At 65.0% G+C, this 22579-nt stretch carries 21 protein-coding genes and 1 pseudogene; 12 read left to right on the plus strand and 10 right to left on the minus strand.

Going from position 1 to position 22579, the window contains the following annotated elements:
- Positions 1–15: 15 nt before the first annotated feature.
- Together BM118_RS41960 and BM118_RS41965 are read left to right on the plus strand one after the other, a co-directional pair.
- Entirely contained in the window at positions 16–195 is a 180-nt protein-coding gene (locus BM118_RS41960; RefSeq protein ID WP_177235024.1) for a hypothetical protein, read from the plus strand.
- Between the two features lie 24 nt (positions 196–219).
- Positions 220–411 (plus strand): hypothetical protein, encoded by a 192-nt coding sequence (locus BM118_RS41965; protein ID WP_177235025.1) that lies wholly within the window; start codon positions 220–222, stop codon positions 409–411.
- A gap of 27 nt (positions 412–438) precedes the next feature.
- Here the strand turns inward: BM118_RS41965 and BM118_RS36935 are convergent, their stop codons facing one another.
- From BM118_RS36935 to BM118_RS36955, 5 genes are all read right to left on the minus strand, one after another.
- Positions 439–1878 carry a bifunctional serine/threonine-protein kinase/universal stress protein gene (locus BM118_RS36935; protein ID WP_092192525.1) on the minus strand — a complete coding sequence of 480 codons (1440 nt, stop codon included), beginning with the start codon at positions 1876–1878 and terminating at the stop codon, positions 439–441.
- A gap of 6 nt (positions 1879–1884) precedes the next feature.
- On the minus strand, positions 1885–2625 hold the full coding sequence (locus BM118_RS36940) for a metallophosphoesterase family protein (protein WP_092192527.1): 741 nt from the start codon (positions 2623–2625) through the stop codon (positions 1885–1887).
- A 116-nt stretch (positions 2626–2741) separates the two neighbouring features.
- Positions 2742–3347, minus strand: a complete 606-nt coding sequence (locus BM118_RS36945; RefSeq protein WP_092192529.1) for a hypothetical protein — start codon at positions 3345–3347, stop codon at positions 2742–2744.
- Positions 3340–4026 carry a hypothetical protein gene (locus tag BM118_RS36950; RefSeq protein ID WP_092192531.1) on the minus strand — a complete coding sequence of 229 codons (687 nt, stop codon included), beginning with the start codon at positions 4024–4026 and terminating at the stop codon, positions 3340–3342. Before BM118_RS36950 ends, BM118_RS36945 begins: the two co-directional genes overlap by 8 nt.
- Positions 4023–4793: a MotA/TolQ/ExbB proton channel family protein gene (locus tag BM118_RS36955; RefSeq protein WP_092192533.1), complete on the minus strand. Its 771-nt coding sequence runs from the start codon at positions 4791–4793 to the stop codon at positions 4023–4025. Before BM118_RS36955 ends, BM118_RS36950 begins: the two co-directional genes overlap by 4 nt.
- 179 nt (positions 4794–4972) lie before the next feature.
- On the opposite strand from BM118_RS36955, the gene BM118_RS36960 reads away from it, so the two are divergent.
- The 3 genes from BM118_RS36960 (at position 4973) to BM118_RS36970 (ending at position 7414) form a co-directional block, all read left to right on the plus strand.
- Positions 4973–6340: a sensor histidine kinase gene (locus tag BM118_RS36960; RefSeq protein WP_092192535.1), complete on the plus strand. Its 1368-nt coding sequence runs from the start codon at positions 4973–4975 to the stop codon at positions 6338–6340.
- Positions 6341–6347: 7 nt separating this feature from the next.
- On the plus strand, positions 6348–7001 hold the full coding sequence (locus BM118_RS36965) for a response regulator (protein ID WP_092192537.1): 654 nt from the start codon (positions 6348–6350) through the stop codon (positions 6999–7001).
- Positions 7002–7108: 107 nt separating this feature from the next.
- The gene (locus BM118_RS36970; RefSeq protein ID WP_092192539.1) at positions 7109–7414 is read left to right on the plus strand and encodes a hypothetical protein; all 306 of its coding nucleotides are present in this window, start codon (positions 7109–7111) and stop codon (positions 7412–7414) included.
- A 16-nt stretch (positions 7415–7430) separates the two neighbouring features.
- On the opposite strand, the gene BM118_RS36975 is transcribed toward BM118_RS36970, so the two are convergent.
- Complete coding sequence (locus BM118_RS36975) at positions 7431–8018, minus strand: TetR/AcrR family transcriptional regulator (RefSeq protein WP_177235026.1); 588 nt, start codon at positions 8016–8018, stop codon at positions 7431–7433.
- A 541-nt stretch (positions 8019–8559) separates the two neighbouring features.
- Here BM118_RS36975 and purB point away from each other — a divergent pair.
- Both purB and BM118_RS36985 read left to right on the plus strand, forming a co-directional pair.
- On the plus strand, positions 8560–9867 hold the full coding sequence (gene purB / locus BM118_RS36980; RefSeq protein ID WP_027548669.1) for an adenylosuccinate lyase: 1308 nt from the start codon (positions 8560–8562) through the stop codon (positions 9865–9867).
- A gap of 129 nt (positions 9868–9996) precedes the next feature.
- Positions 9997–11169 carry a M20 aminoacylase family protein gene (locus BM118_RS36985; protein ID WP_092192543.1) on the plus strand — a complete coding sequence of 391 codons (1173 nt, stop codon included), beginning with the start codon at positions 9997–9999 and terminating at the stop codon, positions 11167–11169.
- Between the two features lie 27 nt (positions 11170–11196).
- Here the strand turns inward: BM118_RS36985 and BM118_RS36990 are convergent, their stop codons facing one another.
- On the minus strand, positions 11197–13050 hold the full coding sequence (locus BM118_RS36990; protein WP_092192545.1) for an ATP-binding protein: 1854 nt from the start codon (positions 13048–13050) through the stop codon (positions 11197–11199).
- A 220-nt stretch (positions 13051–13270) separates the two neighbouring features.
- Here BM118_RS36990 and BM118_RS36995 point away from each other — a divergent pair, with 220 nt between their 5' ends.
- Together BM118_RS36995 and BM118_RS42510 are read left to right on the plus strand one after the other, a co-directional pair.
- Positions 13271–14644 (plus strand): ABC transporter substrate-binding protein, encoded by a 1374-nt coding sequence (locus tag BM118_RS36995; protein ID WP_092192547.1) that lies wholly within the window; start codon positions 13271–13273, stop codon positions 14642–14644.
- Positions 14645–14702: 58 nt separating this feature from the next.
- Positions 14703–14902: pseudogene (locus tag BM118_RS42510) on the plus strand (hypothetical protein); the annotation flags it as partial.
- Between the two features lie 11 nt (positions 14903–14913).
- On the opposite strand, the gene BM118_RS37000 reads toward BM118_RS42510, so the two are convergent.
- Both BM118_RS37000 and BM118_RS37005 read right to left on the minus strand, forming a co-directional pair.
- The gene (locus BM118_RS37000) at positions 14914–16794 is read right to left on the minus strand and encodes a caspase family protein (protein WP_177235027.1); all 1881 of its coding nucleotides are present in this window, start codon (positions 16792–16794) and stop codon (positions 14914–14916) included.
- A 127-nt stretch (positions 16795–16921) separates the two neighbouring features.
- Positions 16922–18829, minus strand: coding sequence for an acyl-CoA synthetase (locus tag BM118_RS37005; RefSeq protein ID WP_092192551.1), 1908 nt, complete (start codon positions 18827–18829; stop codon positions 16922–16924).
- A 250-nt stretch (positions 18830–19079) separates the two neighbouring features.
- Here BM118_RS37005 and BM118_RS37010 point away from each other — a divergent pair, with 250 nt between their 5' ends.
- Complete coding sequence (locus BM118_RS37010; RefSeq protein WP_092192553.1) at positions 19080–20177, plus strand: SecDF P1 head subdomain-containing protein; 1098 nt, start codon at positions 19080–19082, stop codon at positions 20175–20177.
- A gap of 252 nt (positions 20178–20429) precedes the next feature.
- The gene (locus BM118_RS37015) at positions 20430–21236 is read left to right on the plus strand and encodes a Crp/Fnr family transcriptional regulator (RefSeq protein WP_177235028.1); all 807 of its coding nucleotides are present in this window, start codon (positions 20430–20432) and stop codon (positions 21234–21236) included.
- Positions 21237–21249: 13 nt separating this feature from the next.
- On the opposite strand, the gene BM118_RS37020 is transcribed toward BM118_RS37015, so the two are convergent.
- Positions 21250–21891, minus strand: a complete 642-nt coding sequence (locus tag BM118_RS37020; protein WP_092192557.1) for a glutathione S-transferase family protein — start codon at positions 21889–21891, stop codon at positions 21250–21252.
- Between the two features lie 167 nt (positions 21892–22058).
- Between BM118_RS37020 and BM118_RS37025 the strand changes: the two genes are divergently transcribed.
- Positions 22059–22579 (plus strand): helix-turn-helix domain-containing protein (locus BM118_RS37025; protein WP_143099588.1); only part of this gene is annotated, 521 nt, incomplete at its 3' end.

Genomic DNA, 22579 nt, shown 5'->3' on the forward strand with positions numbered 1-22579 from the left:
CCGGGGCTGACGTCCATGCAGATCGCGCTCGTAAGACGTCAGCCGAAGCGCAGGTGCCGGATTCCGCGTCGCCCGCATCCGAGCCTCGATTATTTCTTCGGCCGCCTCGAGCGCGCCGACGGCGCGATGGTCGACGATGCCGGGCTCGACAATTCGGAGCTCGACCATGCGTTTCCCTCGCAGCGCCGACACTGAGAACCTTCTTTCCGGATCGAATCCATGAAACCGCATTGCCCGAACTGCCTGAAGGAAATGACCAAGGCATCCGCGTCGCGTAACCTGTTCAATTGCGAGCCCTGCCGCGAGATCATCCAGTATTTCGGCGGCAGCGCGGATCATTGCGAGCCCGGTCCGCAATTCTCCTGGCCCATCCGCCGCCAGCGCGCCGGCCACACCGCCCACGCGGCCTGATCTCACCCTCGAAACGCCAGGCGCAACCTATCCCGCCGCCTCACCGGCGCCTGCCTCGTCCGCATCCGCAGCCATCCGCGGCGGCCGCACCACGGTGACGGTGCAGGCCGCTTCCGCGGCCACCTTGGCCGAGACGCTGCCGAGCAGCGTGCGCCTGAACGAGCCCTGCCGCGCACCGATGATGACGTGGTCGACGTGGTTGATCTCGGCGAATTCCAGGATCGCCGCGGCGGGATCGACCGCCTCCAGCACATGAGCCGACATCCGGCTCTCGTCCAGTTTCAGCGGCGTGGCCCAATGCCGGAGCGCCACCAGCCGGTCGATATGCTTGTTGGAGCCCTGCTCATCCAGCGTGCGGTCGATCGCGATGCGGTTGAGCTTCAGGACGTTGAGGCAGGCAAGCCGCGCCGAGGGCAGCGTGGCGAGAATGCGCTCGGTGGTGACGCGCAGCGCCTCGTTGAGCTCGGGCGCGCCCTCCGCCGTGTCGAGCGCGACCGCGAGGATCGGGCTCGATGCGATCTGGGCCGCGACATCCGATTTCGCACGCGGCTGCATGACGCCCTGGTTGAAGCGGCGCCGCCAGGCGACGCTGAGGGGGTCGCGCCTCATCCGTTCCGAGCGTGTCGTGAGCCTGACCTGGTCCGGATGGGTCAGATCGAAGGCGAGCTGGGAGGCGGTCGGATAGCGCCGCACCGGCTCGATCTCGAGACACCGCAGCACCACCTCCTGGAGCCAGGGCGGATAGTCGGCGCGAAGTGCGCGCGGCGGATGCGGATCGCGCCACAGCCGGCGCCGCATCGCGCGCAGCGTCTCGCCCTCGCCGAACGGCCGCTCGCCGGTCGTGAAGAAATACAGCAGCACACCGAGCGAGAACAGGTCGCTGCGCGGATCGTCGCGCACGCCCAGGAGCCGCTCCGGCGCCATGTAGGGCGCGGTGCCGTAAGGCAGGCGGAATTCCTCCTGCAAGAGATCGGGCAGATGGTTGTGGTGCGACAGGCCGTAGTCGATCAGCACCGCCTCGCCGGACTCGCGGAACATGATGCTGCTCGGCTTGATGTCGTGATGGATCACGTTCTGCCGGTGCAGATCGGCGAGCGCGGTCGCGATCTTCGCGACCAGCAGCCGCGCTTCCTCGTATGGCAGCGGCAGGTCGGCCAGCCGCTTGTAGAGCGTGGTCCCGGCGATGCGCTCGATCACGACATAGGCCTGGTGGGCGAAATCGCCGGTGCCGAAACACGAGGGCACGTGCGGGCCCGCGAGCCGCGGCAGGATCATCATCTCCATCTCGAAGGAGACGATCGCGGCGGGGTCCTCGCCCTCCGACACCCGCGGAATCTTCATCAGCAGCGGGACGTCGATGCCGGGATGGATGACCGTCCACAGCGTCGCCATGCCGCCAGCATGAACGCATTCGCCGATGGTGTAGCCGTCGATCTCCGCGCCTGATTTGACCAGGGGTTTCGGCATCGGCCTCTAGCGTCCCTGCGACAGCCGGTCGGCGAGCCAGGGCGGCAGGCCGTTCTCGCGGATCTTGTTCGCCGCGCTCGCGATGTCATAGGGCACGCGGCAATAGGTGATCTGGCACGAGACCGTGTCGAACAGCACGAAAGATGCGGACGGATCGCTATCGCGGGGCTGGCCGACCGAGCCGAGCACGGCGAGCCATTGCCGTCCGCGCAGGAGCTGCACCGCGACGTCGGTCTTCGGCACGAAGCTCGTCATCTTCGCCGTCACCGACATCGAATAGAGCGCCGGACGATGAATGTGGCCGCAGAAGGTGACATGGGCGGACGTCGATATCAGGCTCTTGGCCGCATCCGCCGTCGAGCGGACGTAGTGCCAGCGCTGCGGACTGGAGGCTTCCGAATGCACGAACAGCCGGTCGCTGTCCTCCACCAGCATCGGCAATTCGGCCAGGAACCGGCGCTGTGCGGCGTCAAGCCGGCCGCGGGTCCATTCGATCGCGATCTGCGCCTCGGCATTCATGGTCTCGGCCGAGGAATTGACAGCCTGGTCGTGATTGCCGCGCACCGCCACGGCGCCCCCGGCGACGAGCTCCATCGCGGTATCCACGACCCATTCCGGATCGGCGCCATAGCCGACGAAGTCGCCGAGCAGGATAAACCGCTCCGCGCCCTTCGCACGGGCAACCTTCAGGCAGGCTTCGAACGCCTGTCGGTTGCCGTGGATATCCGATAAGACAGCGAGAAGCACGCACCCTCCACCCTCAGGTTCTTATCGAAAGCCGATAAGGCCAAATTGAGGGACGTCAACAGGATGCGCCAGCGCGGGGCCGTTTTCCAGCGCGCCGCTGACGGATGGTGAAGGGCCTATTGCTCGTCCTTCGGCGGCATCCGGGGCGGCGGAATCGGGGTGAACACCGCGCCCTGCGCGCCGGCCGGCGGTGCCATGAATTCGCCGGTCGAGGAATCGCCGCCGGTGGTCTCCAAAATGGTCTTCGGCGTCACATATTCCCGAACCATGTCGATGAGACTACCGTCGCCGCCGCCGAAATCGGCGGCACGGCCGCCTTGCGGGTGTCCCAACGCGATCTCGTTCTCCGCCGCATGGGTCTTGTCGGCCAGCCTGTCATTGTAGGGCACACGAAAAGCGCGCGGGATGCCGCTCGGGCGATTGTCCTCATCCAGTTGCTCCACCCAGAGGTAGATCGAGCCGGGATCGCCCTCCAGCGAATGCGGCTCGACGATGCGGGCCTTGAGCAGCTTGAAGGTAGCAGGCAGCCGATCGGCACTGGCCCAGCCGAGCAGCCCGCGCATTTCCGTGAAGCTGACGACATAGAACGCGCTGGTCACGACCACCGCGACCGCCTTCAACGACCAGTGCAGCCGCGCATAGACCAGCACGACCAGCAGCAGCGCCCCGATGACGGCGTAGGCGACCGAGAGCGTCAGAATGACCGTCTGCAGGCTAGTCACGGCGCACCCTCGCAGCGTTCTTGCTCACACCGGTCCTCGCGTCGAGATCGGCGCCGTTGCGCCAAGTGCTGCGGAACGTCTCGAGCAGCGATTTCGGCCGCTGGTCGACGTTGACGACCTTGCCTTCCGCATCGAGCCGGAACCGCACCGCGGTCTTCTCGTCGCCGGTGTGATCGAGCGTGAACTTGTTGTCGAAGACCACCTGTGCGGTCGGATTGAGCTTCTGTACCTTCACATTGGCCGTGACGGGCTCGCCGGTCGTCGCCACGAAATGCGAGACGTTGACGGTGTATTCGCCGGCGACGATGCCGCGTATCGTGACGATCTCCTCGCGGATGGGCGAGGCGATCTTCTTGCCGGCGACCATGATGAAATCGTTGGCCCCGCCGCGATCGTCGCGGTCGAGCGTGAGGAAGCCGGCCTCGCGGTGGCGATACCAGGCGATGTTGCCCACGGGATCCTGCACGAACAGGTCGAGATCGTCGGGGTGGTTATCCGGCCAGTCCAGCGTGATCATGAACTCGGCCTTGGAGTCGATCTTGCCGTCCTTGGCGTCGGGAGAGACCGCGAGCAGCGCCAGGAAGAACAGGAACGCGATCACCTGGAGCGCCTTGAACAGCATCACGCCGAGCGGATCGAACGGCTCCTCGCGCGGATAGAGACCGAAATCATCCATCATGACGGGATTCCGGCGCCCTTGCGCTCCAGCACCGGCGTCACATAGGTCTCGGTCAGCACCACCGCATCCGAGAACACACGCTGGGTCGCGGCATCCAGCATGTAGTACTGGATGCGGACCAGGATCGAGCCGACGAGACCCGCCAGCGTCGTGTACATGGCCACCGCCATACCGTCGCTCATCAGCCCCATCGAGGAGCGCATCGCGACCTTGTCGGCGGCGTCCAACCCCGCGATCGGCGCCAGCATGATGATGAAGCCGATGATGGTGCCGAGCAGGCCGAGCTTCATCAGGGTGTCCGAGACGAAGGCGCCGAAACCGTTGGAGCCGCGCAGCCGGTCGGCCAGCGTCCGCAGCAGCAGCGTCTGGTTGACCGGGCGGTAGTCCTGCGCCGCGGCCTTGGTGACCAGGCTGTCGATATGATCCCGCACCAACCCGCGCGGCAGTGCGGCCGCGCTCGCATCAAGCACCTTGCTGCCGTCGGACGCCGCGAGTACCACCCGGCAGCGTCTCGCCGCCGCCCCCTCCCGCGCGATCGCCCGCGTGCGCAGGAAGCAATGGCCGCAGGTGACGACATAGAGCAGCGCGATCACGCTGGAAATGTAGGTCCGGTCCGAGGTCAGCATCAGGTGGATCAGGCCGAAGCGCCACAACAGCACGACGGCGAAGATCGAAAGCCCGGTAAAGATCATCCAGAACAGCAGTGCGCTGCGCTCGGAGGGGTCGGCGGCAGCGCCGGCGATCGGCCCAATCGTCATCGAACTCATGCTGCACCGCTCCTGGCCTGATTCCTCACCGATTAGATCAAAGCCGCCGCGCCCGGTCCAAAGAGCCATGCCCAATCCGGCTTGGGAAATTTGCCCGAGCTGCGATCCTGCCGTTCCCTGCGATTGGCAAGGCGCGGCGGCGTTGTTAGGCTGACCTTACCAAACTTTGGGGTGATCGCATGCGCCTCGTGCTTCAGCTTGTCGCCCGTCTGCTGCTCATCGTGGCGCTCTGCCTGGGCGCTGCGACCGTATGGGCCACGTTCGACGCCTATCGCAGCGTCGACCGGGCGACCGCGGCCTCGGCGCAGCGGGTCGCGCAGGCGCTTCAGGCGCTGTACTGGCGCGAGCTGTTGTTGCGCAGCAGCAGAGCGCGCGAACATCTGCTGCCGGTTCCGGAGTGGCGTACGCTGGACACGATGAAGCAGATCTCGCCCGGCGTCTGCGTCGAGTTCCAGCCGGCCGCGGCATTCGAAAAGCCGCTCTGCGGCCAGAGCGAGGGGCTAGGCAAGACACCGCCGCGCTGGTTCGCATCGATCGTGCCGACCTTCCTCGGCAGCCACGCCGAGGTGGTGCGGCCCGTCAGTCCGCGCGCCGCGGCGGCCGGCACGGTCGTCGCGACGCCCGATGCCGCGGCCGCGATCTCGCTCGCCTGGGACTACATCCTCAACGTCATCGACGTTGCGCTGCTGATGGCGGCGGCGATTGCGCTACTGGCATCGCTTGCGATCGCACATACGCTGGCGCCGGCACGCACGATCGTCACCGCACTCCAGCGCATGGCGCGCGGCCATTATCGGACAAAACTGCCGCGCTTCCGCTCGATGGAGCTTGCGATGATCGGGGGCGCCGTCGGCGAGCTCGGTACCCGGCTGGAAGAAGCCACCGAACAGCGCGCAGCGCTGACGCGTCGGCTGATCGAGATTCGCGACGACGAACGCCGTGCGCTAGCCCGCGAGCTGCACGACGAGTTCGGCCAAAACCTCGCGGCCATCCTCGCTTTCGCCAACACCATCGAGACGAGCGCGAAGCAGAAAAGCGACAACGTGGTTGCGCAGGATGCGCGGATGATCTCGCAGGCCACCCATCATTTGATGGCCTCGCTGCGCGATGCGCTGAAGCGGCTGCGCAATCCCCTGCCCGAGGAGCTTGGACTGGAGGCAAGCCTCGTCAATCTCGTCGACAGCTGGCGCTCGCAGAGCGCGGCGCGGCCGACCATCCAGCTCGACCTCAGGGGCGATCTCACCGACATCAGCGGCCCGGCCGCCACCACCGCCTATCGCGTCGCCCAGGAATGCCTGACCAACGCGCTGCGCCACAGTTCGGCACGCGAGATCTCCTTGCGCGTCGAGCGGCGCGCCGGCGAGGACGACGCCCTGCTGATCCGCGTCGAGGACGACGGCGGCGGCGATGCGGAACGCGTCGCGCAGTCGGCCGGCTTCGGCCTCACCGGCATCCGCGAGCGCGTCGCAGCCGCCGGCGGGTCGCTGTCGATCCTGCCGGCCAGAGGCGGCCTCAGCGTCGCCGCCACCATCCCGCTCGCCGCGTGAGGCCGAGATGAGCGAGGTTGCAGCAACAGGCATCTCCGTGCTGCTGGTCGACGACCACCCCATCGTCCGGCAAGGCTACCGGCGCGTGCTGGAAAGCCAGGGCGATCTGCATGTCGTGGCGGAAGCCGACAACGCGGCGGATGCCTACGGCGCCTTCAAGGCGCACGACCCTGACGTCGTCGTGCTCGATATCTCGATGCCCGGCGCCAGCGGGCTGGAGGCGATCCGCAACATCCGCGCGCGCAGCCCGCGGGCGCGCATCCTGGTCTTCACCATGCACAACGAGGCCGTGCTGGTGAAGGCCGCCTTCGGCGCCGGCGCCTCTGGCTTCGTCACCAAGAGCAGCGAGCCGTCCGCGGTCGTGAATGCGATCCGCAGCGTCGCCCGCGGCGAGCGCGCCATGAGCGACGACATCGCGCATATCCTGGCCGAGGACAGCCTGTCGCCGACCGGTTCAGCGCTGGATCAACTGGGCGAACGCGAGATCGAGATCCTGCGCCAGTTCGCCGGCGGCGCCACCACCGAGCAGATCGCCTCACACCTCAATCTCAGCGTGAAGACGGTGCAGAACTATCACTATCTGATCAAGACCAAGACCGGCGCACGCACGGATGCGCAACTCGTGCGGCTGGCTGCGACGTGCGGGCTGACGAAGATCTAGCAGTGGGGCTGCCGGATTCCTCAGGCGACGTGTTGCTGTTGAATCTGCCGAGCGGGATGGAACGGAGGCCATCCAGCTCCGGTTAGTAGTAGAGTGGAGGAATCGCCATGAGTAAGGCTCATAACAAGGCAGTCGACCATCCCCCGATCATCACCGTAGGCGAGCTCATCGACGAACTTTGCCGCTTGCCCGATACGGCCGTCGTCCACTTCCGCTGCCCGATGCTCGAACAGGACCTGACATTCTACCGCCTTCGAAAGCGGTCCAAGGATATCGTCGAAATCGCGGTCAATGCATATCCGGAGAGCCCTCCGGTCGTACCGGCAGCCAACGGCGCGTTTGACCCGCGCAGACACGCAACTGCCTCGCCCTCCGTTCGCGAGGACGCGCTTCTTCACAAGGCAAGAGGGTGAGTTAGGCGCCGCGGCCTCACGCCGCCTTCAACCCGCGCAGCAGCAACGCGAGCGTCGCATCGACGCGTGCGGGCAGATCGGCGTCCTTCCACTCGTCAGCATGGGCCGGATGGTGGAAGCGGACGGTGGCATCGAAGATCGCGCGCGCAGTCGCCTTGACGTCGTCCACAGCGAATACGCCCTGTTTCACGCCGTCGGACAGGATCGCCCCGATCTGGTCGATCATGGTGTCCTTGTGACACTTCACGGCCGCGCAGGCCTCGCGCGCCAGGGTCAGATAGGTCTCGAACATCTCGGGGTCGTCGAGCACACGCGAACGCTTGGCGGCGAACAGCGTGCGCAGCCAGCGGTCGAGCCGCACCGGCGCGGGCCCTTCCTCCTTCGCGATCTGGAGCAACGGCGCGTCGATACGGTCAAGCCAGCGTTTGGCAACGGCCTCGCGCAGCGAGGCCTTGCTCGGGAAATGGCGATAGACGCTGCCGTGGCTCACGTCGAGCGCACGGGCAACGTCGACCACGGTGGCTTTGGCAAGTCCGTAGCGCCGCAAAACGTCCTCGGTGACATCGAGGATCCGCTCCGGCGTCAAGACAACGGCTTCATTCATGCCAGCACCATGTTCCCGCTCGGGGTTCATTTATCCGGCGATGGCGCTGCTTCCGAAGCGCCCTGCCGGTCGTTCGGAAAGCTCTCGCCTCAATGAGGCAGTTTTGCAGCCTGCGCCGCGATCTGGCGCGCCACCAGTAAATTGAGCCAATGCCCAATCGTCCCGGTCAAATTGATGATTTCGGTCGTCATTGTCGTAAGTCTCCATTCGTCCACGGTCCCCTCTCTTCAATTTCATCCCTCGATCCGCATTTGTTTCGGACGTCGGGGCTTCCGGGGGTGGCCGCGGGATGCCCAATCGGAGCATCCGAGAACGGATATACACGTCCCGCTGACAGATTTCAATATCTGTCAGTCAATGATCCGTGATTGACAGTTACTTTTTGACCCGCTGGCCAGGCGGGCCGGCCCAGTGGTCATCCCCCGTTACCTTGCCTCCACCGTTTGTTTCGCCCTCCCCGCTCTGTTAAATCACGGCGTAAAAAACATTTTGGCCGGTGCCGCCCCCTGGGGCCGCCCGCCCACCTCCTTGGAGCTGTCAGATGATCCCCCGCTATACCCGCCCGGAAATGGCCTCGATCTGGGAGCCGCAGACCCGGTTCAAGATCTGGTTCGAGATCGAGGCGCATGCGGCGGACGCCCTGGCCGAGCTCGGGACGATCCCGAAACAGGCCGCCAAGACGGTCTGGGACAAAGCCCGTAACGCCACCTTCGATGTCGCCCGCATCGACGAGATCGAGCGCGAGACCAAGCACGACGTCATCGCTTTCCTCACCCACCTCGCCGAGATCGTCGGCCCCGAGGCGCGCTTCGTGCACCAGGGCATGACCTCCTCCGACGTGCTCGACACCTGCCTCAACGTCCAGCTCACCCGCGCCGCCGACCTGCTGCTCGCCGACCTCGACAAGGTGCTGGCGGCGCTGAAGAAGCGTGCCTTCGAGCACAAGATGACGCCGACCATCGGCCGTAGCCACGGCATCCATGCCGAGCCGGTGACCTTCGGCCTCAAGCTCGCCTATGCCTATGCCGAATTCTCGCGTGCCAAGGAGCGCCTGATCGCGGCGCGGAAGGAAGTCGCGACCTGCGCGATCTCCGGCGCCGTCGGCACCTTTGCGCAGATCGATCCGCGCGTCGAAGAGCACGTTGCAAAAGCCATGGGCCTCGTGCCCGAGCCGATCTCGACCCAGGTGATCCCGCGCGACCGCCACGCGATGTATTTCTCAACGCTGGGCGTGATCGCATCCTCGGTCGAGCGCATCGCGGTCGAGATCCGCCACATGCAGCGCACCGAGGTGCTGGAGGCCGAAGAGTTCTTCTCCGAGGGACAGAAGGGCTCTTCCGCCATGCCGCACAAGCGCAACCCGGTGCTGTCCGAAAACCTCACCGGCCTCTCCCGCATGGTGCGCGCCTATGTGACGCCGGCGCTGGAGAACGTCGTGCTCTGGCACGAGCGCGACATCTCGCACTCCTCCGCCGAGCGCATGATGGGGCCCGACGCGACCGTGACGCTCGACTTCGCGCTGGTGCGCCTTGCCGGCCTGATCGACAAGCTCCTGGTGTACCCCGCCAACATGCAGAAGAATCTCGACCGCCTCGGCGGCCTCGTGCATTCGCAGCGCGTGCTCCTGGCGCTGACGCAGAAGGGCGCGAGCCGCGAGGACGCCTACAAGCTCGTGCAGCGCAACGCCATGCCGGTCTGGCGCGGCGAAGGCGACTTCCTCCAGCTCCTGAAGAAGGACACTGAAGTGAAGAAGTATCTCACCGACGCCGAGATCGAGGAGCAGTTCGACCTCGGCTATCACCTCAAGCACGTCGACACGATCTTCAAGCGCGTGTTCGGCGAGAGCTGATTGTTCTCGTCATTCCGGGGCACGCGAAGCGTGAACCCGGAATCTCGCGCTACGATCTCCAGATTCCGGGTTCGATGCTACGCATCGCCCCGGAATGACGAGAGAACCCAAAAGAAACGGATCCCCCTCATGCCCATCGTCAACCGCATCGCCGCCCTCTCCGACGAAATGGCCGCCTGGCGCCATGACTTCCACGAGAACCCGGAATTGCTCTACGAAGTCCACCGCACCGCCGGCATCGTCGCCGACAAATTGCGCGAGTTCGGCTGCGACGAGGTGGTGACGGGCATCGGCCGCACCGGCGTCGTCGGCGTGATCCGTGGCCGCAAATCGGCCTCCGGCAAGACCATCGGCCTGCGTGCCGACATGGACGCGTTGCCGATCATGGAAACCTCGGGCGTGCCCTATGCCTCCAAGGTCCCCGGCAAGATGCACGCCTGCGGCCATGACGGTCACACCGCGATGCTGCTGGGCGCGGCAAAATATCTCGCCGAGACGCGCAATTTCGACGGCAGCGCGATCATGATCTTCCAGCCCGCCGAGGAAGGCGGCGGCGGCGGCAAAGCGATGGTCGACGACGGGCTGATGACGCGCTGGAACATCCAGGAGGTCTACGGCATGCACAACATGCCGGGCCTGCCCGAAGGCCACTTCGCAACCACCCCCGGCGCGATGCTCGCCTCCTCCGACAACATCCAGATCACGGTCTACGGCAAGGGCGGCCACGCCGGCGCGGGTCCGCACAAATCGGTCGACAGCGTGCTGATCGGCTCGCAGATCGTCAACGCGCTGCAATCGATCGTCGCGCGCAACGTCGATCCGCTCAAATCCGCGGTCATCTCGATCACGCAATTCCACTCCGGCACGGCCTTCAACATCATCCCTGAGGTTGCCGAGCTCGGCGGCACCGTGCGCACGCTCGACCCTGAGGTGCGCGATCTGGTCGAGCGCCGCATCGGCGAGGTCGCCGAGAGCGTCGCCCGCGCCTATGGCGGCTCGGCGGAGACGAAGTACACGCGGATGTATCCGGTGACGATGAACCATGCGCGCGAGGCCGGCATTGCCGCCGACGTCGCCCGCGACATCGTCGGCACCGAGCGCGTCAACGACAAGTTCGTTCCGATGATGGGCGCCGAGGACTTCTCCTTCATGCTGGAGGCGCGTCCCGGCGCCATGATCCTGGTCGGCATGGGCGACGGCAACGAATGCCACCACCCGTCCTATGTCTTCAACGACAACATCCTCGGCCACGGCGCCTCGTTCTGGGTGCGGCTGATCGAGACGAGGATGCCGGCGGGCTAGGGCCGGCTTCGCAGCAGCCGTAACCCGTCATCGCGCCGCAGAGCGTCGACCCGTTGCCTCATCCGCCTCCAGCGGGCGAGATGAGGTCTCGTCTAACGCAAGAGGCAGGGTGAACTGAAAGAAGGCGCCCCGAGGCTCGTTTGCACCGGCCCACATCCGCCCGCCATGCGCCTCGATGATCGAGCGGCAGATGGCGAGGCCCATCCCCATGCCTGTGGGCTTGGTGGTGTAGAAGGCTTCGAACAGGCGCTCCACGTTCTTCGGATCCAGCCCCGGACCGGAATCCCGCAAGGTGACGTGGACGCCGCCCGATGCGTCCCGACCGGTGCTGATCAACAACTCGCGTCCCCCCTCGCCGACCGCGGCCATCGCCTCGATCGCGTTGACGATCAGGTTGAGCACGACCTGCTGAAGTTGAACCCGATCTGCCTGAATCGGCGGCAAGCCCTCGGCAAATTGTGTTCGTACCGACACGCCATTCTCGAATGCTTCGCTGCGTGTCAGCGCGATGACCTCAAGCACCGCCTGGTTGATCTCCAGATTCTCCTTTTGCGGGGGAGCGTTCCTGATGAGCGCCCGGATTCGACCGATGATATCGCCGGCTCGCATGCCGTCCTTTGTGATCCAGTCGAGCGTCTGTCGAACCCGCGCCATATTGGGCGGTTGAGCCTCCAACCAATTCAACCCGGCCTCGGCGTTCGCGACTATCGCGGCGATCGGCTGGTTGACTTCATGGGCAATCGAAGCGGTTAGTTGCCCCATCGTGGTGACGCGATTGGCGTGCGCGAGCTCCATCAGCGCTTCACGGTAGCGCCGCTCGTGTTCGCGGCCTTCGGCTTCCGCCCGCTTGAGAGCCGTCAGATCAAGGACAAAGCCGACGCCATTCTCCGTACCTTCTCCAAACATGGTCCCGCCGATCAGCACCGGCACACGGCTTCCGTCCTTCCGCACATACTCCTTCTCGAAGGGCTGGGCCGTCCCGACCCGCTTCAGTTCCGCCACGGTTTGCACGTCGCGGGCGCGCCATTCCGGCGGCGTGAGATCGGTCCGATGCAGGCGCCCCGCGGTAAGATCTTCCCGGTCGTATCCCACGATCCGCAGGAATGCATCGTTGGCCTCGAGAATGCGCCCCTCCACTTCCCAGATGATGATGCCGATGATGTTGGCATCGAACAGGCGCCTGATCTTGATGTCCCGTGCTGCAAGATCACTCTGGAGCTGGATATTCTCCTCGATCGCCTTTCTCCGCCGTTTCGCTTCGAGCCGCGCGAGCGCCAGCGCCGCGCCGGCCAGCGCGATGACGAGGACAACGGCGCCGGCGATCAGCCAGGTCCAGCGTTGCTCGAATGCTTCGGCGCGCGCCTCCCGGTCGGCGAGCCGAAAGCGTTCGTGATCCACCATCTGGTCGACTTGCGAGCGGATCTCGTCCATGCTGCGGATCATTGCCAGCGCGGCCAGCCCGGACGTGCCGGCCGTCTTCAGCAGTTCGTCGATCTCGCGCAGCGTGGCTGTAACGGTCAGCGCCAGATGTCCGGCCCGAAGGCCCTGCAACGGATCGTCCGCGACCAACATCTGCAGCGCCTGAGCCTCCCGCCGTACACTTTCGTCAGAGACGCCGTAGGCCTTGAGATAGGCGGGGTCGAGGGTCATGAGATACCCGCGCCTTTCGGTCTCCAGTTCCGCGACGATCGCCCGCAACCGATCGAGCGTTTCGAGGACCTGGCGACTATGCTCGATGAAGTGATGAGTTGCCTGCCGCTCCTGCCAGTATTGCAGGCCGAGGACGCTGGTCGCGGCAAACAGGGTCACGAGCACTGCGACCGCAAGGATCAGCGGACGAGCAAACCATCGCAAAGACAGGGCCGGAGCAGGGGCTGACATTTGCCTAGGGTCATGCTCGCGTGACCGGCACGTCTTCTGGTGCCAAGGCCAGAGCATTGCTAGATTGATAGCATGGATCGGCCCGCATGGGTGAGCCGGGAACCTGACAAGGTTACATCGGCTTCGGAGCCCGCAAGTCGTCTGGCGAGGGCCACGATGTCGCAGGGTGCGCCCCCCGCTCACGTGTCATGAATAACTGCCCTGGTGAAGGAGCATTGGCATGACGCAGGGTGAAAAGTCACTGACCCCTCAAATGCCGGCCAGCCGGCGCAGTTTCGTCAAGGGATTGGGCGCGGCGGGGGCGATGTTGCCGGCCCTTGGCGTGCTGCCGCGGTGGAGTTTTGCCCAGGGTGCCGCGATCCACGCCGACGCCGCGATCGACTGGAAGCAGTTTGCGGGACAAACGATCGCGCTTTCGGGCGCGATCCATCCGTGGTCGAATGCGATCACGCCGCTGTTGCCTGAGTTCACCATACTCACCGGCATCAACGTCACTATCGATTTCCAGCTGGAAACCACCTACCTCGGCGCGCTGCCGATCAGGCTCGCTCGCGGCAGTAGCACGCCCGACGTCTTCATGTTCACGACCTATGGCCAAGGCATCTCGAACGGATGGGTGGAGCCACTGAACGGCTATTATTCCATGAGGTCGCTGACCGACCCCGCCTGGTATGACGAGAGCGACCTGCTCAAGACGGCCCGAGCCTTCCCGCTGTGGTCGGACGGCGAACGGTACGCCGTCCCGATTACCTCAGAGGCGATGACCCTGTTCATCAACAGGGATGCGCTGGCAGCCAAGGACCTGCCGATTCCCCAGACTTTCGAGGAGCTGCTTGTCACCGCCAAGGCGGTCAAGACCAACGGGATGTCGGGGATCGCGATGCGGGCCCAGGCCAGCGGCAATTCCTCGCCACCGGCCATGGGCTTCCTGTTCTCCTACGGTGGGGCCATGGTCGAGCACAACAGGGTCGCTTTCGCGAGCCCGGAGGGGATCGCGGCCGTCGAGATGTACGGACAGCTGCTCAGTCAGGCCGGGCCTGCCGGCGTCGGCAGCTATGAATGGTACCATGTGCTGGACGACTTCCTGCAGGGGCGGACGGCCATGGCAATCGACAGCAGCAACTTCGCTACCGACATCTCCAATCCAGCGAAAAGCCGCGTCGCCAAGCAGGCTGGGTTTGCAATCTTTCCGCATCTCGCCGGTCGCGAACCCGTCCCCTTCATGTCGCACTGGCAGGCGTGCATCAATTCCAAATCTCGAAACAAGCGGGCGGCCTTCCTGTTCCTGCTCTGGGCGACGAGCAAGGCGACCTCGCTGCGGACTGCTGCAGCGGGGCTGGCGACGACACGTGTGTCGGCCTGGTCGAGCGAGGGCTTCAAGAAGGCGTTCGGCCCGCAGGCAGCCGAGGCGGCGCTGACCAACTTGCAGAATGCCGACGTCGACCGCGCCAAGGCGATCCTTTTCCATCCGCAATCGAGACCGATCCTGGACGCCTTCATGATCGGCGTGAACGAAGTGGTCAACGGGGCGAGGCCGGCGAAGGAAGCGATGACTGGCGCGGCCGAAAGGGCCAATGCGGCGATCCGCGGGTAGCGGCGATGCGTTTCCAATCGGAAGAGTTGGAGCCGCGCCGTGCGCGGCCCCATTGGGCTTCTCCTTCATGCTGGAGGCACGTCCCGGCGCGATGGTGCTGGTCGGCATGGGCGACGGCAATGAATGCCACCACCCGTCCTATGTCTTGACAACATTCTCGGCCACGGCGCCTCGTTCTGGGTGCGCCTGGTCGAGACGAGGATGCCGACGGGCGAGGCAAGGCATTGTCGGTGCCGACGCCCTGCCCCCAGTGGATGAAGCCGGGCTGGTCAGTTGCAGATCTCGCCGGTAACTTTCATGACTCCGTTGCCTGGACCCGGCACCGAACCGAGGCGGCAGCCCTTAGCAACCGGTCTGCAGCCGGCACTGCTGCAGATCATCTGCCCGGTCGCTTGCGACTTTGGCGCCGCGGATTCCGCCTCTTTCCGGTCCTGATCGCGCTTCTTCGAGTCCTCGCGCGTCGCAACCGGCTTCTTCTCCTGCACCTTCTCGCATTCGTTGTCGTCCCCGACGCGATAGCCGGCGCGGCAGGTGATCTTCACGCAAGTATCGCCGTCGGCCTTGAAGCCGAAATTGCACACGAGCGGGCAGACCCGTCCCTGCTTCGTCTTCAGTGCATCGAGCGCGTCAACGCTCGCCAGCTTCACGTCAAACTTGGTGCCGGCATATTTGTTGAACAGCGTCAGCGAGCGCTGCGCGGCCGAAGTCCACTCGCCGTCCGCAGCCGAGGTCAGGCATCCGACCCGGCGCAATTCGCTCTGCACTGACTTCGCCAGATCGGCCGCCGGTACGGTCGATGTCGGCGCGGGTGCGAGCGCTGCCACTTTCTGGTTTTCGGCGTCGGGCAACATCTGCCGGTCGGCCGCCTGCTTCGTCGCCCCGGCGGCTGCCTCTTTCTCCGCCGCCTGCTTGGCGGCCAGCTCGGCCTTGGCCTTCTCCGCCGCCTGCTTCTCCGCAAGCGCTTTTGCAGCGGCGGCCTCGGCCGCCTTGCGCTGCTGCTCGGCAGCATCCGCTCTGGCCTGCTCGATCGCTTTCGCCTTCTCCGCCGCGATCCTGGCTTCTTCCGCCGCCTTGGCCGCGGCGGCCGCTTTCTCCTGCTCGGCCTTCTGGGCGCGCTCGGCGATGAGTCTTGCCTTCTCCTGCTCGGCCGCCTTCGCCTTGTGTTCGGCCGTCGCGCGTGTTTCTTCAGCGACGATCTTGTTCAATTGACCCTTGGCCAGATTGGCATAGAAGCCGTCGGGATATTGCCCCAGGAAGGCTTCCCAACCGTCGCGCGTCCCGAGTTGCAGCGCGAGCTCATAATCCCTGCGAATGGCATCCTGCGGATTCGCCTGCGGACCTGTGGCAGCGGGCTTGGCCGCAACCAGCGGGACATCGTCACCGCCGAGCGAACCGTAGACATACGGCTCCTGCTTGTAGCCGGTGGTCTTGAGCACGTCGTCGCGCACGAAGCCAAAGGCCTTGCGCAGATCGAGGCCGGGCTTTGGCAGATGATCGGCCAAGGCGGTTGCGAACGGGCTATTCCTCAAATCACCGTCTGATGCTGTCGAACCGGCTTTGGCCGCGAACGCAATCATCGTGTTCGGGCTGGTCGGCTCAATCTTGGCAAGCCCGCGGCCGATCGCGCGGGAGGCCACCGTCCGCTTCATGCTCTTGGCGAACGGGTTGTCGCGGCAGGCATCCAGGATAACGAGCCGAAGCTGCTTGGCGGTCTCGATCGTCACCAGCACGCGATCGAGCGGCAGCGCCTCGTCATAGACGTCGGTATCGGTCTCAAGCGTCGCGTCGGTCGGGATCAGATAATTCGCGCCGTCCACCTCCATGCCATGGCCGGCGTAGTAGACCACGGCAACATCCGCGTCGCGCGTCCTGCTACCAAATTCGCGTAGCGCCTTGCGCATCTCGGACGCGCTGAGGTCCTGCCTGACATCGACCGTGTCGAAGCCGGCTCTCCTCAGTACGCCGCCGATCAGGCTGGCGTCGCTCACGGGGTTTGCCAGCTTCGGCACGCTCTTGTAGGCGGAATTGCCGATCACAAGCGCAACCCGCTTCTCGGCTTGGGCCGGTCCGCAGGTGAGCCAGATCGCAATAATCAACAAACCAAATAGTCGAAGCGGACTCACTTGCAGTCCCCCAGGAAGCAATTCCATCACAATATTCGCAGCATGGCCGAATGCAAACGCCCCGAGCGTGATGTGCATCACACAAAGGTTTCGAAAGCGAAGTCTTGGATAATGCCCGACTGTGTCTCGCCCCGAGGGTGGTGCTGTTTCGCCCCTATTGGTGCACCACCTCGTGGCGCATCACGAACGGTGCAAGCAGCGCGTGTACCTCTTGCCCAACGAGAGCGCGCTGATCCTCCGGCAGGCCGGTAAGCGTCACGGTAGCGATCGAGCCGTGGCTGCCGTGGGCGCCGACCTTGACCTTGCAGTCGATGCCGCGCTCGGCGAGCGGCGCCAGCACCTTGGTGAACACGCGCTGCGCGGCGTCCCAGCGCAGCTGCGGCTTGAACACCTTGCCGACGCCCGTTACCGGCATCGGGTCGATCGGGATGACCTGCACGGGTACGGCAGCACGCTCCGGCGTGCGCTCGCGCACCCACGCCTCGAGCTCGCCCGGCTCGACGGTCGCGCCCGGCTTCAACTGCACGTAGCCGACGGGAAGTTCCCCCGCATAGGCGTCGGGCTGGCCGACCACCGCGGCGAAGCCGACGGCGGGATGCCGGAACATGATTTCCTCGATCGGCGCCGGATCGATGTTGTGGCCGCCGCGGATGACGAGATCCTTGGCGCGGCCGGTGATCCAGAGATAGCCGTCGGCGTCCAGCCGGCCGAGATCGCCGGAATTGACCCAGACCTCGTCGACGAAGGCGCCCTTGTTGTGATCGTCGTTGAGATAGCCGCCGAACACGCCGGGCCCGGCCATGATGACGACGCCGATCTCGTCCGGCGCGCAGTCGCGGATCAGACGGCCGTCGGCATCGAGCTGCACGATGCGCACGCGCGCATAAGGCATGGGCAGGCCGACCGAGCCGAGCCGGATCGGCCGCGACGGATAGGCCAGCGTGTGCACGCTCGACGTCTCGGTCATGCCATAGACCTCGACCACCGGCAGCTTCAGCTTGTCCTGGATCGCCGAGCCAACGGCGACGGGGATCGCCGAGCCGCCGCCGGCGGCATATTTCAGGCTGGAGATATCCGCGTTATCAGGCGGCACCGCCAGCGTCGCGGCCAGCACCGTCGGCACGCTCGACAGCGCCTCGGTCTTGAAGCGCTCGACGAGCCGCCAGATGTTCTTCACCGCATTCGGATTGCGCCACCCGCTCGGCGACAGCACGACCAGCGAGCCGCCGCTCGACAGCGTCAGCAGCACCTGCGTCAGCGATCCGCCGACGTGAAACAGCGGCATGCCGAACAGCAGGTTGGAGCCCGGCCTGGGCTTCAGCAGCAGATTGAGCGCCCAGGCCTGATAGACTTGGTTTGCGTGAGTATGCCGCACCAGCTTCGGCGTGCCGGTGGTGCCGCCGGTGTGGAAATAGGCGGCGATGTCGCTGCCGAGAATCCTGCGTCCGCTGATCAGCCGGTCTGACGGCTGCTGCTTGATGAGATCGTTGAAGGCAAAGATTCCCTTGGCCGGGTCGCCGCCCCCGAACACCTGCACGATCGCCTTGAGATGCTTGAGCTGCGGGCGGATCTGCTCGACCTTCTGCCAGATGTCGGTACCGGGCATCGGCCCGAGCGCCACCAGGATCTTCGTGTTCGCGGCCTCCAGGATCTCCGCGATCTGGTGCGGCTCGAGCAGCGGATTGACGGGATTGGCGATGCCGGCGGCTTCCGCGCCGAACAGCGTCACGAAGGCGTCGGGCACCAGCGGCAGCATGAAGCTGATGACGTCGCCCTTCTCCGCGCCGAGCGCGTGAAACATGTTGGCGGCCTGCGTGACGCGGCCGATGAAGTCGCGGTACGTGACCACGACCGGCGTGTCGGCCGGATCGGCGTTTTGCAGGAACTGGATCGCAGCGCCGTCGGGGTTGCGCTCAGCACCGAGCCTGATGGCGTCATAGGTGCTCTCGGCCGCGACGCGATCCGCGTAAGGGACCTGCTCGAAGGCCCGAACCTCTTCGTCGGTCGCCAGGTCCGGATAGTCGTTGCCGATCAGCCGATCGAGCGCGTGGATGCCCGCCATGGAATTCCGTCCTCCCTCAGATGCATTTCCCCGCCCCCTGTCTTTTGACATTTTGGTTCGGCGAGGCCTCGACCGATTGGCCGGTCGAGCGCGAACACAATGATGGATGATTTGGCGTTCGTCCATTGCCTAGCGGCTGCGGCGACAGGCGCCGGTTTGGACGGAATTTGAACCTCCGCGGCCGATCCGGGGACCAAGAACAGGCATCGGATTCGCCTGCCAGCGTCCTGCCGCAAGACTCGAGGTCATTATGACTATGCCCCCGCGGAATCGCATCGGAAGGCTGATCGCCCTGCTCGCCATGACTTCGGTGGTTCTGGCATCGGCAATCGCCCTGCCCCGCGCGGCGCTCGCCGAGGACAGCCAGTTCGACAAGATGCGCGCCAAGATCGCGGCCTTCGTCGCCGACAAGATGGAGAAGCTGGGCGGCTCGCGCATCGTCTACAAGGTGGACAGCGATGGCCTGCGCGAGAGCGTCGTCACGGATTTGCGCGACGACGTCTACAAGACCTTACGCGAGGGCAAGATCGCCTTTTCCGGTCTTGCGATCCGCGACGGCAGCGTCGAATTGAAGATCGTGGACGCCAAGGGCCGCGAAGAGTTGAAGCGCAAGCTCGCCTCAGCCGCGGAGGGATTGCCATCGCATGCGCTCACCGTGACCGACGGCGGCGACGGCCTGGTCAGGCTCGCGCCGACCGATGCAGCATCCGCAGCGCGGCTGCATGATCTCGTCGAAGACGCCATCGCCATGATCGAGCAGCGCCTCAAGGACACCGGCGTCAAGCTCGCCAGCGTCCAGCCTGACGGGGCCGACCGCATCCGCATCTTCCTGCCGGGCGAGATGGAGCCCGCGCGCGTGACCGCAATCTTCGCCAGGAAGGTCAGGGTCAGCTTCCGTTTGGTCGACCTCTCGATGCCGCCGGAGCAGGCGCAATCGGGCACGCCGCCCGCGGGCACGGAAGTCCTGCTCGGCTTCAAGGACAAGCAGCCCTATCTCGTTGCCAAGGAGAGTGCGCTCGACGGCGACGACATCAGCTATGCCGGTCCCGGCTTTGCGAGCGGCACGAAGGACCCGATCGCCTCGTTCCGCTTCAACGGCCGCGGCACGCGGCGCTTCGCCCACATCACCGCAGAGAACGTTGGAAGACCCTTCGCCATCGTGCTCGACGACAAGGTGATCTCCGCCCCGGTGATCCGTGAGCCCATCACCGGAGGCTCCGGCCAGATCTCCGGCAATTTCACCCTGGAGGAAGCCAACAGCGTCGCCATGTTGCTGCGCGCCGGGGCGCTGCCGGGGCGCCTCGGCCTCGTCGAGCAGCAGGTGATCCAGCCCGCCGGCAAGCCATAAGGCGAAGATCGCCCGACGCCCCGCCTCGCCGGAGCCCCAGGTCGATCAACGGCCGAAGTCCGCGCCCGGGAAGCCGAATCACGCGGCTCCACGGCCATACGCACCACCAACGGGCAATTGCCGAAATGCCCGATCAGGCTAAAATTTGCCTCTTGCGGCATGACGGCCGAAGGCTTCATTCAAGCGGTCGTCATTCGATTTCGGCTATACGAAGACCGACCAGGACTGAAGGCCTTACGCGGGGTTAGTACCATGCCGTCCGGCAGTGCAGACATTTCGTCGATCCTCGACCGCATTCTCGACGCGGCCACGGACAATCTCAGGATCGCGAAGATCCTGATCCAGATGGGCCTCGATCCCAACAACGTCACCTACGACGCGATCTTCAATCGGATGCTGGAGATCTTTGTCCAAAACATCACGCTGGCCAACCTGTTCGCCGCGGTCGGCGCCGGCTTCTTCGTCGCCACCCTCCTGATGCGGACGATGGTGCCCCTGCGCGTCGCCAACATGGTCGGCTGCGTGTTCTTCGCCGTCTTCGGCGCGCTCTCCGCCAACGTCGCGACGTTCCTGCTGTATCTGCTGCTGCTTCCGATCAACGCTCTTCGCCTGCGGCAGATGCTCAAGCTGGTCAAGAAAGCGCGCCATGCCGCCGAAGGCGACATGTCGATCGAATGGCTCAAGCCGTTCATGACCGAACGCAAATATCGCAGTGGCGATACGCTCTTCAAACTGGGCGATCCCGCCAAGGAGATGCTCCTCACGGTCACCGGCAAGTTCCTGGTCAAGGAGATCAATGTCGAGATTGGGCCCGGAGCTCTCATGGGAGAGCTCGGCTTCCTCACGCCGGACAACCGGCGCACCGGAACGATCGAATGCATCGAGGACGGACAGGTGCTGACGATCACCTATGACCGTCTGCTCGAGATCTACTTCCAGGACCCGCAGTTCGGCTACTACTTCCTGGTGCTGACCAGCCAGCGCCTCTTGCAAAACATCGATCGCTTGCAGAAGCAGCTTGCCACGGAACGGGCGGCGACCACGAACAGAATCGCGTGATCGGCACCGCCACTCAGCTCAGCAGCAGCGCCATGCCGGGATCGCCCTTCTCCATCGCGCGCCGGTAGGCCGGGCGAGCGCCGATGCGGCCGAGATATTTGATCACGTTGGGGCAGCGCTGGAGATCGTAGGGCTGGAAGTAGCGCATCGTGGTGAGCGAAAAGCCCGTCATGATGTCGGCGGTGGTGAAGGTGTTGCCCGCCAGATATTCGGCGTCATGAACCCGCGCGTCGACCAGATCGAAGGCGCGGTCGACGCGCCCCCTGGTCGCGACCAGCATCGGATTGTCCTCGGCAAGCTTGAGCCGGTTCAGGATCATCAGCCGGCCCATACCGGCCTGCAGCGTGCCGTTGGCGAAGTGAAACCAGTACAAAAACTGCGCGAAATCAGGATCGTCGGGGCGGAGCACGAGGCGCCCCTTGCCGTGTTTGGCCATGATGTAATCGACGATGGCGCCGGATTCGGCGAGCACGAGATCGCCATCGGCGATGACCGGCGCCGTCCCGATCGGGTGCAGCGCCTTGTAGTCGGCAGGCGCCAGCATGGTGACGGGATCGCGGGCGTAGCGCTTCAGCTCGTAGGGGATTTCGAGCTCCTCGCACAGCCAGACGATGCGCTCGGACTGCGACTTGCCGAGATGATGGACGGTGAGCATGGCGCCTCCTGGAGAGATGAAGCAGAACCGGGCGAATGCGCCGCGAGGACGCATAGATATGCTGCAACGTGGAATGGATCTTGGCTAGCGACGCGGCATCATACTCCGTCATTGCTGTGCATGTTCACTAATTCGCTGATTGGATCGCTCCGCTGGAGGACGATCCGATGCGCGACAATAGCTACGACCGGACGATTGAGCGCAACTATCTGCAGAAGTGGCGTTTTCTGATTCCGGAGTATGAGGCGGTGAAGGCTGGGCGATCGCCGCTGTTCAAGCGGGTCGGCGACTTCTACCGGCACCACGGGACCTGCTCGCAGACGTTCCGCAAGTACTACAATCGGTATCTGCAGAGTGGCGAGGAAGTGGATCTGCTGCCACGGCGTCGTGGCCCCAAATGGCGGGAACGGCGCGAGCCGGAAGGGATCGAGGCGGAGATCGTCGCCCACCGCAAGCGGGGGATGAACCGTTATGAGATTCATGCCGTCTTGCGCGAGAGGCGCGACACGGTACCTTCCCCGATCACGATCTACCGGGTGCTGAGGCGCTACCAGCTGAACCGCCGCACGCCGGCGATGCGCGAGGAGAAACGCCGTATTATCAAGGACAAGCTCGGGGAGCTGGGCCACGTCGATCTGCATCAATTGCCGCGCGACATGTTCCTCGCGCCACCCCCGGTCACGGCCTA

The sequence above is a fragment of the Bradyrhizobium sp. cf659 genome (assembly GCF_900113725.1).
Taxonomy (GTDB): Bacteria; Pseudomonadota; Alphaproteobacteria; order Rhizobiales; family Xanthobacteraceae; genus Bradyrhizobium.